General features: G+C 66.5%; 12 protein-coding genes, 1 tRNA gene and 1 pseudogene. 6 read left to right on the top strand and 8 right to left on the bottom strand.

The features are described from left to right. Positions 1–230: 230 nt before the first annotated feature. The 4 genes from rluB to NQV17_RS23995 form a co-directional block, all read right to left on the bottom strand. Positions 231–1,940, bottom strand: coding sequence for a 23S rRNA pseudouridine(2605) synthase RluB (rluB, locus tag NQV17_RS24010; protein ID WP_044846034.1), 1,710 nt, complete (start codon positions 1,938–1,940; stop codon positions 231–233). A 60-nt stretch (positions 1,941–2,000) separates the two neighbouring features. Then, positions 2,001–3,023 (bottom strand): SMC-Scp complex subunit ScpB, encoded by a 1,023-nt coding sequence (gene scpB / locus NQV17_RS24005; protein WP_257774129.1) that lies wholly within the window; start codon positions 3,021–3,023, stop codon positions 2,001–2,003. 272 nt (positions 3,024–3,295) lie between these two features. Then, a complete protein-coding gene (locus NQV17_RS24000; protein WP_257774128.1) occupies positions 3,296–4,498 on the bottom strand; it encodes a pyridoxal phosphate-dependent aminotransferase in 1,203 nt (400 codons plus the stop codon). 66 nt (positions 4,499–4,564) lie between these two features. Next, the gene (locus NQV17_RS23995; RefSeq protein WP_257774127.1) at positions 4,565–5,467 is read right to left on the bottom strand and encodes a LysR family transcriptional regulator; all 903 of its coding nucleotides are present in this window, start codon (positions 5,465–5,467) and stop codon (positions 4,565–4,567) included. 430 nt (positions 5,468–5,897) lie between these two features. Between NQV17_RS23995 and NQV17_RS23990 the strand changes: the two are divergent. After that, a pseudogene (locus NQV17_RS23990) lies at positions 5,898–6,293 on the top strand (transposase); the annotation flags it as partial. Between the two features lie 202 nt (positions 6,294–6,495). Next, on the top strand, positions 6,496–6,747 hold the full coding sequence (locus tag NQV17_RS23985) for a hypothetical protein (protein ID WP_257774126.1): 252 nt from the start codon (positions 6,496–6,498) through the stop codon (positions 6,745–6,747). 181 nt (positions 6,748–6,928) lie between these two features. On the opposite strand, the gene NQV17_RS23980 is transcribed toward NQV17_RS23985, so the two are convergent. Beyond that, positions 6,929–7,246 (bottom strand): hypothetical protein, encoded by a 318-nt coding sequence (locus NQV17_RS23980; protein ID WP_044846039.1) that lies wholly within the window; start codon positions 7,244–7,246, stop codon positions 6,929–6,931. Positions 7,247–7,403: 157 nt separating this feature from the next. Between NQV17_RS23980 and NQV17_RS23975 the strand changes: the two genes are divergently transcribed. The 3 genes from NQV17_RS23975 to NQV17_RS23965 all read left to right on the top strand — a co-directional run bounded on the left by NQV17_RS23975 (position 7,404) and on the right by NQV17_RS23965 (position 9,016). Beyond that, positions 7,404–8,120 (top strand): YdcF family protein, encoded by a 717-nt coding sequence (locus NQV17_RS23975; protein WP_257774162.1) that lies wholly within the window; start codon positions 7,404–7,406, stop codon positions 8,118–8,120. A 223-nt stretch (positions 8,121–8,343) separates the two neighbouring features. Further along, on the top strand, positions 8,344–8,622 hold the full coding sequence (locus NQV17_RS23970) for a hypothetical protein (RefSeq protein WP_059608570.1): 279 nt from the start codon (positions 8,344–8,346) through the stop codon (positions 8,620–8,622). A gap of 136 nt (positions 8,623–8,758) precedes the next feature. After that, positions 8,759–9,016 carry a hypothetical protein gene (locus NQV17_RS23965; RefSeq protein ID WP_006486090.1) on the top strand — a complete coding sequence of 86 codons (258 nt, stop codon included), beginning with the start codon at positions 8,759–8,761 and terminating at the stop codon, positions 9,014–9,016. 713 nt (positions 9,017–9,729) lie between these two features. Here NQV17_RS23965 and bamC read toward each other — a convergent pair. The 3 genes from bamC to NQV17_RS23950 form a co-directional block, all read right to left on the bottom strand. After that, the gene (gene bamC, locus NQV17_RS23960) at positions 9,730–10,938 is read right to left on the bottom strand and encodes an outer membrane protein assembly factor BamC (protein WP_257774125.1); all 1,209 of its coding nucleotides are present in this window, start codon (positions 10,936–10,938) and stop codon (positions 9,730–9,732) included. Between the two features lie 140 nt (positions 10,939–11,078). After that, positions 11,079–11,155, bottom strand: a tRNA-Pro gene (locus NQV17_RS23955). 172 nt (positions 11,156–11,327) lie between these two features. After that, positions 11,328–12,041, bottom strand: a complete 714-nt coding sequence (locus NQV17_RS23950; protein ID WP_257774124.1) for a class I SAM-dependent methyltransferase — start codon at positions 12,039–12,041, stop codon at positions 11,328–11,330. A gap of 347 nt (positions 12,042–12,388) precedes the next feature. Here NQV17_RS23950 and NQV17_RS23945 point away from each other — a divergent pair, with 347 nt between their 5' ends. Continuing rightward, positions 12,389–13,249: a tyrosine-protein phosphatase gene (locus NQV17_RS23945; RefSeq protein ID WP_308236886.1), complete on the top strand. Its 861-nt coding sequence runs from the start codon at positions 12,389–12,391 to the stop codon at positions 13,247–13,249. Positions 13,250–13,312 lie beyond the last annotated feature (63 nt).

Genomic DNA, 13,312 nt, shown 5'->3' with positions numbered 1-13,312 from the left:
TTATAGCGATTTTTGGCGCAAACGCCAAGCCAGCCGGTAAAAGCCGCGTCCAGCCCGCCTTTACCGACCCAAAATGCGAAACCGGACCGTCCGACCAGGCGGAATAATCCGGCAGCGCGATATATATACAGTCAAAAGCAAACCACGCAGGGCGAGGTGCCGACCCAACCGGACTCGTGCCGGTTTCGCCGGCACACCGGCGGCTTCACGCCGCCGGACGCCACAAACGCTCAGCGGCCCCGCGAGCGATTGCGCTGCGGACGCTGACCGCCGCGCGCACCGCCACCGCCGTTGCCGGCGCCTTCGGCGCGATTGCCGTTGGGATTGCGGTTGCCGCCCTTGCCGCCGCCGCGCTTGCCGCCAGCGCCTTCACGCTTGGGGCCCGCGCCATACGACGCACGATTGCCGTCGACATCGCGCCCACCACCCGAGCGGTTGCCATAACCCGACGGCGAAACCGGCAAGCTGCCGTAACCGCTCAGGCCGGGCAGGCCCGGGGCGCCGCGCCGGCCGCCACCGCGACGCGGCTGGTCGAGCTGACCATGCGTCGTCAGCACCGGCTCACGGCCGATGAAGCCCATCGACGTCTGCATCGGATCCGGCTGGCGGCGCTCGGCCTGCCCGCCACCACCGCGCTTGCCCTTTTCCTCGGACGGCGCCTTCAGGCCGACGGTCGCCATCAGCTTGCGCACCTGCGCCTCGTCGAGCTCTTCCCAGCGACCGCGCTTCAGGCCGCGCGGCAGCGGGATCGGACCGTGGCGCGTACGGATCAGGCGGCTCACCATCAGGCCGGCCGCCTCGAACATCCGGCGCACTTCGCGGTTGCGGCCTTCGGCCAGCGCAACGTGATACCAGTGGTTCGTGCCTTCGCCGCCGCCGTCGCGGATGCGCAGGAAGTTCGCCGGGCCGTCATCGAGCTCGACGCCATGCAGCAGTTTCTGCCGCATTCCTTCTGACAGTTCGCCGACGACGCGCACCGCATACTCGCGCTCGACGCTGTAGCGCGGATGCATGAAGCGGTTCGCGAGATCGCCCGACGTCGTCAGCATCAGCAGGCCTTCGGTGTTGAAGTCGAGACGGCCCACCGCGAGCCATTTCGCCGTCTTCATCGGCGGCAGGCGGTCGAACACCGACGGACGACCTTCCGGGTCCGCGTGGCTGACGATCTCGCCGGTCGGCTTGTGGTACAGCAGCACGCGCGGCGGCTTGTTCGGCAGCTTGCGCTTGACCGGCTTGCCGTTGATGCGGACCTGGTCGGTCGGCATGATGCGCTGGCCGATATGCGCGGGCTCACCGTTCACCGACACGCGGCCGGCGACGATCAGCTCTTCCATTTCGCGGCGCGAACCCATGCCGGCTTCCGCGAGCACCTTGTGGAGCTTCGGCGCGTCGTCGTCCGGCGACAGCACGCGCTTGTTCGCCGGCTGGCTGCGGCCGCGACGCAGCATCGGCGCACGTACGCCGCTGCCGCCCGCCGAATTGTCCGCGTCGAATGCCGGCGACGTCACATAGGCGAACAGATCGTCCTGCGACGCTGCGTCGCCTTCGGCCTTCGCCGCGCCGCCCTCGGCCTTCGCCGAACCGCCGCGTCGCCCCTGGCCGCCTTGCCCGCCCTGGGCACCCTTGGCTGCGCCTTCGCGCTTGCCGGCCGGCTTGCGGCCACCCTTGGCCGCACCTTCCTTGCGCGGCGCGCGTGCGGGCTGCGCTTCCGCCGCGTCGGCCGGCTGCGCTTCCGCGCCCTCGCCGCCCTGCGACTCGCCATCGCCCTTCGACTTGGCTGCCGCGCGGCGACGCGCGATCAGGCTGCGCGGGCCGCGCCGCAGGCCGCGGCGGGGACGCTCGTCACCACCCGCGGCCGGAGCGTCCTGCTCCGGCGCATCGTCGGCACGCGCGGCCTGCACGGCAGGCGCGGACGATTCAATATCGTGGATATCAGTCAAAACAACCTCAAAATGTCAGGTCTCGCGCCCGACCCGGGCGCGGCAAGAAGTCGGCCGCGATCAGGCGCGGCGCTGTTCGGGTTCTGCTTCGTCGTCCGGCAGTGCGTCGGCGCCGATGGGCGCGCTGGCACTGCGTACGGCGTCGGCGAGGCTGTCGGACGTATCGTCCAGCAACTCGCCGTCCGCGGGACGGGAGCGTGAGGCGTCGGCCTGGCCAGCCTCGCCCGGCATGTCGCCGGCCGCTTCCGCTCCGTCTCCGGCAACCGCGTCGGCAGCCGGCTTGCGATCTTCCTCGTTCCACACCGCGTGCAGCGGCTCGGGCTGCCCGCCGGCCGGCGCTGCTTCGGCGCCGCCCTGTTCGCTCTGAACGCGATCCGCTTCCAGCGTATCGCGGTTCGGCATTTCCTGCGTCGGCGCGCCTTCCGTTGCGGCGTCGCCCGGCAATTCATCCGGCGGAACGTGCGGCTCGTCGGCCGCCGCTTCGCCGGCTTCCGGCACCGCGTCCGCCGCCGGCACATCGCCGTCGAAGTCCATCGCCTGCTGCGCGAGCAGCGCGGCTTCGATGTTCGCCGCCGGCTCCTCGAGCGCCGGCAGGTCGTCGAGCGCCTTCAGGCCGAGATCGTCGAGGAACTGCTTGGTCGTCGCGTACAGCGCCGGGCGGCCCGGCACGTCGCGATGCCCGATCACCTCGATCCAGCCGCGATCCTCGAGTTGCTTGACCACCTGCGTATTGACCGTGACGCCGCGAATCTCTTCGATGTCGCCACGCGTGACGGGTTGCCGATACGCAATGATCGCGAGCGTCTCGAGCACCGCACGCGAATATTTCGGCGGCTTCTCGGGATGCAGTCGGTCCAGGTAATGGCGCATCGCCGGCTTGCTCTGGAAGCGCCATCCGGTTGCCAGCGCCACCAGTTCGACACCGCGGCCGGACCAATCCTGTTTCAGATCTTCGAGCAACGTGCGGACCGTGTCAGCCGACACGCCGTCGGCAAAGAGCTTGCGCAAATCGCCGAGCTTCAGCGGTTCCTGCGCACAGATCAAAGCAGTCTCGAGGACGATCTTCGCCTCTTGGGTATTCATGCAGCTAGGCCAGACCCTGTGGTCAAACGAACCGGATCAACAAACAGACGAAAGGAACGGAAGACGCGCTCGCCCGATTCTGATCGGTCATATTGATGGGAGCACGAACCGGGGGCGGCGAACCAACTTCAAGCCAGGCCCAAACCGGACGGAACAGCACGGTTCAACGACGGAACCGCGTGACTGAGCGCCATCTTACGCAAAATTGCCCGGTGCGTAAAGATGAGCCGAACGGCCCGCCGCCCGTACGCCGCACCCGCTCCGTCCCCGCTTCAACGCAGGCCTGCGCCGCGCGCGAGGAACGCCCGCAAGCGCTCGACGCCTGCCTCGAGCCGCACCGGATCGCACGCGTAGCACCAGCGCACGAACCCCTCCCCCTCCGGGCCGAACGCGCGGCCGGGCGCCAGCCCGAGTCCCGCCTCGCGCACCAGCGACTTGCACAATGCAAGACTGTCGCCCGCGCCCGGCAACCGCAGGAACAGGTACATCGCGCCCGGCGGAGGCGGCACGTCGACGCCCGGCAACGTGCGCAGCGCGGCGACCAGGTGGTCACGCGCACCGCGCAGCGCCGCGACGAACGACTGCACGAACGGCTCGCCGTCACGCAGCGCGACTTCGCCCGCGGCCTGGATGAAACCCGGCGCGCACGACGTGTTGTACTCGACCAGCTTCGACAGATCGCCCATGACCGACGCCGGCGCGACCAGCCATCCGAGCCGCCAGCCCGTCATCGCCCAGGCCTTCGAGAACGAATTCACGACGATGACCCGCTCGTCGCGCGATGCGATATCGAGGAACGACGGCGCGCCGTCCGCGCCGAACACGAGCCGTTCGTATACCTCGTCGGCGACCACCCAGATGCCGTGGCGCCGGCAATGCACGAGCACGGCCTGCTGCTCGTCGCGGGACATCACCCAACCGGTCGGATTGCTCGGCGAGTTGACGAACAGCATTCGCGTGCCGGGCGTCAGCGCCGCGAGCAGCCGGTCGACGTCGAGCCGCCAGCCCGCATCGCCATGGCGGAGCGACACGCACTCGACCTGTGCACCGAGGATCTTCGGGATCTCGACGAGGTTCGGCCAGAGCGGCGTGACGGCGACGACGCGGTCGCCCGGGCCGACCAGCAACTGCGCGGCCAGCATCAGCGCGCTCACGCCCGAACTCGTCACGGCGATCGTATCGGCCGCCGTCGCACCGTGACGCGCACCAACATAGGTCGCAATCGCGTTGCGCAGCGGCACGGTGCCGAGGTTGTGCGTGTAGAAGGTTGCGCCGTCGCGCAGTGCCGCGGCAGCCGCGTCGCGAATGAATGCGGGCGTCACGCGATCGGACTCGCCGAACCAGAACGGCAGCACGTCGGGTACGCCGAAGCCGGCGTTCGCCACTTCCCTGATCAGCGACGGACGCAGCGCCTGAACTGCGCTGCGCGCCGCCGGCTCGCCCGTCGCCGGGCCGACATCTGCGGAATGCGTCATCGAGAACCGCCACCGAGGAACACGATCCGCGTAGTGTACCGGCGTGCGCGCCCGATCCGCACCCTTTCAGTCGAGATCCTCCGCCCGCGCCGGCATCTGGCGCACGAGTTCCCAGATCGCCTGCGCGGCCGGCGACAGCGAGCGGTCGCGGCGGCGCACCAGCTCGACGGTGCGCTCGGTACGCGGCGTCAGCGGCCGCGCGACCAGCGTCGATCCGGCCGGCAGCGGCAGCGACAGCCACGGCTGCACGCTCACGCCGACGCCGGCCTCGACGAGCCCGAATACCGTCGCCGAATGCCCGAGCTCCTGCATGACCGCCGCATTGACCCGATGGGCGGCCAGCGCGGCGTCGATCAGCGGCCGGCTTCCGGACGCATGGTCGAGCAGCACGAGACGCTCGCCGTCGAGCGCCGTCCACGGCACCTCGGCCCGCGCCGCGAGCGGATGATCGGCGCGCGCGACCAGGCAGAACGAGTCGGTCATCAACGGTTCGCACACGAGATCGGCAACGGCGAGCGGCCCGATGACGACGCCGAAATCGACTTCGCTCGACTTCACCTTGCGCAGGACGTCGCTCTGCACGTCGTCACGCAGGCCGAGCGTGACGAACGGGAACTGGCGCTCGCACGACGCGACGACGCGCGGCATCAGCCGGCACGCGATCGTCGGACTCGCGGCGACGATCACGCGCCCCCGCCGCTGCTCGCCGATCTCGCGAATCTCGCGCAGCGTGTCGTCGAGATCGGCGATCAGGCGGGACACGCTCGCGATCAGGTTCGTCCCGACGTCGGTCAACTGCACGTCGCGCGTCGTCCGGTCGATCAGCTTCAGTCCGAGCTCGGTCTCGAGTTCGCGCACGCAACGGCTGACCGCGGACTGCGTGAGCCCGATCTCGTCGCCGGCGCGACTGAAGCTCCGGAGCCGCGCAACCTCGATGAATACGCGAAGCTGGCGCAGCGTAACGTTCATCCCCTCTCCTCATCAATCGTCGATACCGATGCGCGATTTTAATGCGCGCCATCGTCGTCGATGTGCGAATCCGGCACCGGCAGCACATGTTTCGCTGCGGTGCAATATCGACGCAAACGCACGTAGCACGGGCGACTTGCACAAGATTGGTGATTGTCCTGATTTGCTGGCGGGTTATTTTGGCGTCTTATACGCCCCTAGCTGACTTAGCCGTCAGCCCGCTGCCAAGCGGCTCTCGAGGGAATCGCCTCAGACGTGGCACACATCGTGCTTTATCTGACGCACAGGGCGCAGGTCGAGTCGGACGGAGGGCAGAAACGCCGCTGCCGGCCAACCGGAAGCCCCCACCCGGCACTCGACGCTCGAGTGCTTGAAGAGTGCGCGGCGCAGGGCAGCGCACCGGAGTTAGCTTCGCTGAGGTGAGGACATGATGCTGTTCGACGATTTGAGAGATAACGAGTGGGCGCTGGTCGAAGGTCTGTTTTGCTCGGAACCCGCACGCAGTGAACGGCGCGGCCGTCCCCGCGTGGAGGCCCGTTCGGTGGTAAACGCCGTGCTGTGGGTACTGTCGACGGGTGAAGGCTGGTCGAAGCTGCCGGGCCGCTATCCGTCGCCGCCGACCTGCCGCCGTCGCTTCGACGAATGGCAGGCAGACGGCACGCTCGCCGAAATCGTCAAGCGACTCGGCACGAGCGGCCGCCAGATCTCGCTGCGCGGGCGCATCGGGGCGAGCGCGACGAAGCCGCCAGCACCGCCGAGCCGCGACCGGCTGCGCGGCGCCTTCTGGACCAACCCGGAATCCTGGCGCGCCCCCGTGAAGATGGCGTAACGCATGCTCGATCGGGCGGCTTCGGCCGCCCGGTTTCTTTCAGTGCCACGCGCTTTTGCGCGGCGCTCGCGCCGTCGTCGATTGCGGCTGTCGTGCGGCGATACATCTATTTACGATTATTTACAGCAAGCCTGCACTCCCACGCTTACCTTAGCGAAATATCAACAGGCCGCGCCGGTGGCTTGAAGGGAGCCCCGCCATGAAACCAATGTCACTGCTCGTCGCATGCGGCATTGTCATTTCGCTGGCGCTGACCGCCCCCGTTCGCGCGGACGATCGCGCGAAGCCGCCTCGCCACCAGCAGGATCATCGGAACACCCTTCGCCAGCAGCCGCCCGTCGCGTCGCCCAATCGGCAGACCGTGCCGCGCGGCGATTTGCGCGGCGACATCGCCAGCAACGCGCGCGCGCGCACTGGCTCGCAGCCGTCCGACCTGCCGCGTCATCCGTAGTCCGCAGGATTTCGTCAAAGAAAATTACCGGATTCGGGAACTGCCCGACATGCGACGAGTCACATTCGTTGCCATGAGCACAGCGTGGCAACAGCAAAAGTATCCGGTACGCCCGTATCCTCGCGATACGGGCTTTTTTTTGCGTCGCCGGTGGACGGCGCGCGAGAACAGGAGTGCGCCGCTACAGGCGGCTTTCGAGAATCGCCACGGCGCTCGCTTCGCTCAATGCGTAGTCGTCCATACGGCGATCGGTCCAGGAAAGCAGTTTCTCGTCACGCTCGAGGCGCGCGCATTCGGCACGACCGTTATCGGTCAGCACCGCGATGTCGACCGGCGCATGGAAACCCGGTGCGGGAGCAACGGTCTTCTGCCTGACCGTGTCCATCAGCCCCAGCGACCGGAGATACTCGAACACGCCCGGGCGGCGCGCCCACGGTACCTGGCGGTACTGCACTCGTCTCAATGCGTCGAGCACCGCTTCGTTGGAATACGTGGTCATCTCGATTCTTTCTTAAAGTGCAGCGACAATGCGAAGCGGCGCGCCGGGCGGGAGCTCCGCCCGCCGATACCGCCACCGGTTCTGGGGGCCGACGTTCGGCGTCGCGTCAGGGCCGGATCGTCAGCCGTCCATAAAAAGACACCATACCCCAATCAAATTGATTCTGTTCGATTCATTTGTACTTCTCTTCATCGGTTTCATGCTCTGCCGCAAGCGGCGGCGACTCATCGCGATCGCGAGCGTCGCGCTGTTCTGGCTGCTCGCGACAGGCTGGCTCGCCGCGCCGCTCATCGCGTGGACCGAGGCGGGCGTGACGCCGGTCGAGCGCCCCGACATGCATGGCCGGACCACGCTGATCATCATCGGCGCCGGCACGCGGCGCAGCGACGCCGGCCTGCGACCGCCTCCCGACGGGGACGCACGCATCCGCGCGACCGCGGCGCTCTACCGCACGTGCCGGCAGCAGGCCGCCCGCTGCACCGTGGTGATGTCGGGCGGCGACCCGCAACGTCACGGCGAAACCGAGGCGGCCGTCTACGGGCGCCTGCTGGTCGCGGCGGGTGTCGCTTCCAGCGACCTCGTCCTCGAGCCGAGCAGCCGTACCACCTACGAAAATGCGAAATTCACTGCATCTATACTACGCTCACAACATGACGACACGCGCATTCTCGTCACGTCGTCCTATCAGATGCGCCGCGCATTGCTCGATTTCCGCCGCTTCGGCATCGATCCGCAACCCGTTTATTCGAACCGCCGGCGCGCGCAAACGGGCTGGCTGCCCCGCTGGCACAACCTGGAGGACGCCAATCAGGCATTGCACGAACTGATCGGCATCGCGCAGTTCCACGTCTACCGATGGCTCGGCTGGTTTTGATGGCAACGCTTGCACCGGCGGCGAACGCGACGGTGCCGCCCCGGGATGGCACGCGCATGACGGAATGCGCGAAGTGTTGCGCGACTTCAACGGGGCCTTGCGCTGCGCCTCGATCCGGTGCACATTGATCCGTCACTTTTGTTACACTCGACACGCACTCGATTGCAGTCGCCAGACAAAACGGCAACATTCGGGTTCATCACCACTTAGCGGAGGTAAAGCAATGAAGAAGACGTCCCTGGCTATTCTGGTCGCGATGTCGGCGCTGACTGGCGCAGCGTATGCGCAAGAGAGCACGCAAATCCAGACCATCACCGACCCGGCGAAGATCGCCGAGATCGAGCAGCGCGCACAGGCACTGCAACAGCAGCAAGCAGCCGAGGCTGCACAGCCGGCGGCGCAGGAAGAGCACCACGGCAAGAAGGCTGCTCACCACAAGGCAGCGAAGAAGGCTGGCAAGAAGGCCGCCAAGGCCGCTCCGGCAGACGCTGCCAGCCAGTAAGTTCGGCGGCACCGCACAAGCGAAAAGCCGAATCCGGGCAACCGGGTTCGGCTTTTTTGGTTGCGGCGCCTGCGCGCTGTGCTAAAGTCGCGCACCGAAATTTTCCACCCGTGCGCACCCCGGTGCGGAGGACAGCATGAGCAACATTCAACTCGACATCGAGTGGACCGAAGCAGCCACTCGCAAGATCAAGCAACTGATGCCGCGCGGCTCGGACGACGCCTTTCTCGCGCTGCCGCCGATCGAGTGCCTGCCGATGGAGGGCGACGTGCTTTTCCTCGGTCCGCAAGGCAAGCAGCAACCGTTCATCGTCGCCGAACGCCAGTATCACCACGACGGCGATGCCGACTGGACGATCATCCTGATCCTCGACGTACCCAGCGCGTCGCACTGACGCGTCGCGGCGGCCGGCAACGCGTCCGGCCGCACCGCCCTGCTCGCACGCGCTGCGACGGCACGCGAATCCCGGGCCGATCGATCCGGTCCACGTCCGTTTCGCGATTGAGCGGCGTGTGAGCGGAACGTTCACACGCGGCCAACGCGACCTCGCCCTACCGGCGCTCGCCGGATGCGAACCGCGCCACCCCCACTCGAATCGATTGCGAATCACCGAATCCCGCACCGGCCGGATCGGCGCCCTCGCATTGCGGCCCCACCAAAAAAATTGCCCGCGCTTCATACGAAGCGCGGGCGAAACCGTCGCCCTACGAGGATAGGCGACGGGGCCATCGAGACCCGCGCGCGGCGCGGATCATCATCGGTTGTGCCCGCGCTCGCAGCGCCGGCATCTGGGGACGTCGAAACCGTTGGTCGAGCGTTCGCGACGCCTGCCCGGTCTCTGGCACCACCCTCCCTGTCCTAACGATTCGAACTAATAAAGCAGTTTGCGTGCCAGGTGCATTTTCGAAAGCACATCATTGATCCATAAGGATATTTTTCGGAACCATGACGATGTAACACCCGTTCCGCTGCCGTAACGCGCGGATGTTACGTAACGTCACAAGGCGGAGCAGCCGAACGTCCCGCACACGCCGACGTCACGGCGCGCGACCATAAAAAAAGCCCGCCGGGCGGCGGGCTTGTTCGACGAGCGGGATCGTACCGCGATCAGCGCAGCTGATTCACGAGCAGCCCCATGATCTGCCGGGCCGGCGACGACGTATCGATCGCCCCCGAATCGTCAACGACTGCCACACGCGTCTGGTCGGCCGTCAGCGCCTTTACGTTGACGCGATACTGCTTCGCCTGCTTTTCCTTCTTGCCGTGGAACAGTTGGCTCCAGAAGCCCTGCTCGGCCGCACTCAGATCCTTCGGATCGACATAGCGCACGAAATACAGACCCTTCGTGCGATCGCGATCGTCGACCGTGAAGTTCGCGCGATCGAGTGCGAGGCCAACGTGCAGCCACGACCGGTCGTACGGCTCGCCGAGCGTGACTTCGGACGGCACCGCGCTCGTGTCGACGTCGTTCGCCTGCGACGACGTACGCGCGACGTTCTGCGCAGCGATCGCCGCGGCGGCCGCCTTCGACGCGTCGGTATCGGCCTTCTTGTCCTTCGGCACCGTGTTGTCGTTGATGTTCGCGACCGGCGGCTCGCCGTTCTTCGCACGCTGCTCGTTCTGCGCGAGCACCGCCATCAGCCGCTTCAGGTATTCCGTCTCGAGCGCCGGATCGTTCGGCTTCGCTTCCCACTTGCTCGAATCGTTGTTCGCGCCGGTGATCGCCTCGCGCATGCCCTTCTGGCTGACGAACACATAGGTGCCGCCGTTCGGCGCCGAATCGAGGCGCGTGCGGTACTTGTTGCGCTCGGCCGTCACGTACGAATTGCCCATCGCCTTCGAGATCACGCTGCGGATCAGGCCGTCGTTGATCTGCGGATGGGTCTCGTTCCAGTCGGTTTCCATCACGCCCTTGTCGCGCTGGTCGACGACGAGCAGAAAGCCCTGCTCCTGCCAGAAGCGGCGCACTTGCGGCCAAATGTCGGCGGGCTTCTTGCCGTCGATCACGAGCCAGCTCTCGGTGCCGTCGCGCTGGATATGCATGCCGGCCACGGCGGGCGCGACGGTATCCGTCGCGGGCGCCGTGTGCTGGACCTGCTGAAGCGCGGACAGGGAAGTCGCGCCGCCCTGCGGCGGCAGCGAACGCTGATCGGCCGTCTCGTCGAGCATGTTGGGCGGCACTGCGAGCGACGCTTCCTTCGATTTCGAATCGCTCTTGTAGTCCACTTTCGTGGGCGACGACGTACCGCAACCGGCGACGAGCGCGCCAGTGGCGAGCACTGCAGCGAACCGCATGGTAAGACGAAGATCAGTCATGTTCGGGGAATCCTCTTCCGCTAAATCACGGCGCTTTCCGTGGATCAACCTTGCATTTTACCGGGGCCGCGCCGGGATGTGCAAAAAAGCGACGGGCAAGAAAAAACCCGCGTCAGCCTGAACTGACGCGGGTTCTTATCTGGTCGGGGCGAGAGGATTTGAACCTCCGACCACCTGCACCCCATGCAGGTACGCTACCAGGCTGCGCTACGCCCCGAAAGAAAAAAATTATAACAGAGAGTTGGCCGGTTTAGAACGGGTCGCATGCATTTTGTGCATATTCTTGCAAAATTTTTTGTGGCGCACCGTGGCATGACGGATCCGACACGAACGGCGACGCACATGACGCCCCGCCGGTCTGTCATCCGTCCACACGATCCGCCTGACGCTCACGCGCTGCGCGCGACACAGATCACCGTGAGCCCCGCCAACCGGTTGAACCGGAACATCGGCAACTCGGCGCGGCAGACCAGCTTGAGCAAACCATTGACTACCGGATGGTGCCGACGCAGTTGCGACGCGGGTTCGCGTGGCTGGCGACGCGCTCGCTCGCTCAGTCGCAATGCTGCCGCGAGCGGAAACGTGAAGCCGAAGTAGTAAGCGCCGCGCTCGACCTCGAGCCCCGCACGGCGCACGACGTCTTCGAGGCCGTCGAGCGTATACCTGCGCTTGTGTTCGAGAAAGTCGTCGTGCGCGCTCCAGAGGAACTGAAACGCGGGAACGGTGATCAGGAAGCGGCTGCCCTTCGGCACGCCGGCCACATATTGTGCAAGCAGCCCGACATCGTCGTCGACGTGCTCGAGCACGTCCATCAGCAACACGAGATCGGCATCGAGCCGATTGACGGCGCGGCGAAAATGGACGGGCTTGCCTGCCGCCTCGCCGTCGGTATCGTCGGCGTAGCTCGTGTCGACACACCACGCTTCCGTCGCCTGCGTGCGCTCGAGCAAATGTTTCGAAAAGAAACCCGAGCCCGCGCCGACATCGAGTATCCGGTTCGCATCCGCCGCGCCCAGGAACCGGCGAATCGCGCTCGCCTTCGACGCGTAGTACCAGTGATCGCCGACGTCCGCTCCCAATACGTCGAGTTCCTTCAGATCCATGACGCCTCCCCCGTGTCGGCCACCATGCTTCGATCATCAAGCCACTGACGCCGATCTTACCGCGCCGCAGCCGTCGCACGCATCGCAAGTTGCGCGAATTGCACCGCGCCCGCATCGCGTCCTAGTCGAAAAGGACGATGGCCGTTTCGCCGCGGATCGCTACCGTGCGCTTACCCGGCGCGAGATCGACGCACCCGGCGCATCGTCCGACTGCAGGCCGATCGAGATCGCAGATCTGCGCGTTGCCGCGGGGCGCGCCGGGCCGGCAGCGACTTCAATCGCAACGGCGGTCGCAACTTCCCGTGACAGTTTCCGACAAAGGTCAGTGAATGCATCAGAAAAACGAAATTTCCCGACGACACTTTCTCCGGCTGGGCGCCGGCACGTTCGGCATCGCGCTGGGAAGCGCGTCGCTTCTGTCCGCGTGCGGCGGCGATTCGATCGCGATCGCCCCCGTCACGACGCCCAGGCTCGCCTCGGTAGCGAACTTTCGCGATACCGCAGGACCGGACGGAACGGGCTATGCCACCCCGAGCGGCGCAGCGATGAAAAAAGGCGTGATCTACCGGTCGTCCGCGCTCACGTTGTCCGCGGCCGACGTCGCAACGGTCGATACGCTCGGCATCACGCAGGTGTGCGACCTGCGCACGACCTCCGAGATCCAAGCGCAGCCGGATGTACCGTTGGCTGGCGCCATTTGGCAGAACCTCAACGTGCTCGGCGCCGCCAATCTCGGCCCGCTGCCGACCAGCGGCGCGACGGCCACGGCCTTCATGATGAGCATGTATCGGGCGTTCGTGACGTCGGAAACCGCACGCACGAGCTACCACGCGTTGTTTGCCGGCTTCGCCTCGTCCGGCGGCAATCTGGTCTTCCACTGCACGGCCGGCAAGGATCGCACCGGCTGGGCGACGGCCATCCTGCACACGATCCTCGGTGTCCGCCCGCAGACGATTCTCGCCGACTATCTGCTGACCAACGTCTACAGCGCGTCGGAAATCGCCGCCTATGTCGCGCAGGCGCAGAAGCGCGGCGGGCAGGATGCGGCCGACATGATGGCCGCGCTGCAAGGCGCGCAAGCCGCCTATCTGCAGGCGGCGTTCGATCAGGTCGTCGCGTCGTACGGCTCGATGACCTCATACATCGAGAACGGCCTGCAGCTCGACGCGTCGACGCAGGATGCAATCCGGCAGCGCATGCTGGTCTGACCGACCATGCAGGCGACGCTGGCGCCAGCGCGGGTGTCATCTCGCTGCCGCCGAGCCCGGACC

This window comes from Burkholderia sp. SCN-KJ (assembly GCF_024656005.1).
Lineage (GTDB): Bacteria > Pseudomonadota > Gammaproteobacteria > Burkholderiales > Burkholderiaceae > Burkholderia.
This window is presented reverse-complemented; position numbering and strand designations above follow the sequence as displayed.

Excerpts from the sequence above, each read along its gene's own strand:
- scpB (WP_257774129.1), bottom strand. The coding sequence starts at position 3,023 with ATGAATACCCAAGAGGCGAAGATCGTCCTCGAGACTGCTTTGATCTGT.
- NQV17_RS24000 (WP_257774128.1), bottom strand. The coding sequence starts at position 4,498 with ATGACGCATTCCGCAGATGTCGGCCCGGCGACGGGCGAGCCGGCGGCG.
- NQV17_RS23995 (WP_257774127.1), bottom strand. The coding sequence starts at position 5,467 with ATGAACGTTACGCTGCGCCAGCTTCGCGTATTCATCGAGGTTGCGCGG.
- NQV17_RS23985 (WP_257774126.1), top strand. The coding sequence starts at position 6,496 with ATGAAACCAATGTCACTGCTCGTCGCATGCGGCATTGTCATTTCGCTG.
- NQV17_RS23980 (WP_044846039.1), bottom strand. The coding sequence starts at position 7,246 with ATGACCACGTATTCCAACGAAGCGGTGCTCGACGCATTGAGACGAGTG.
- NQV17_RS23970 (WP_059608570.1), top strand. The coding sequence starts at position 8,344 with ATGAAGAAGACGTCCCTGGCTATTCTGGTCGCGATGTCGGCGCTGACT.
- NQV17_RS23965 (WP_006486090.1), top strand. The coding sequence starts at position 8,759 with ATGAGCAACATTCAACTCGACATCGAGTGGACCGAAGCAGCCACTCGC.
- bamC (WP_257774125.1), bottom strand. The coding sequence starts at position 10,938 with ATGACTGATCTTCGTCTTACCATGCGGTTCGCTGCAGTGCTCGCCACT.
- NQV17_RS23950 (WP_257774124.1), bottom strand. The coding sequence starts at position 12,041 with ATGGATCTGAAGGAACTCGACGTATTGGGAGCGGACGTCGGCGATCAC.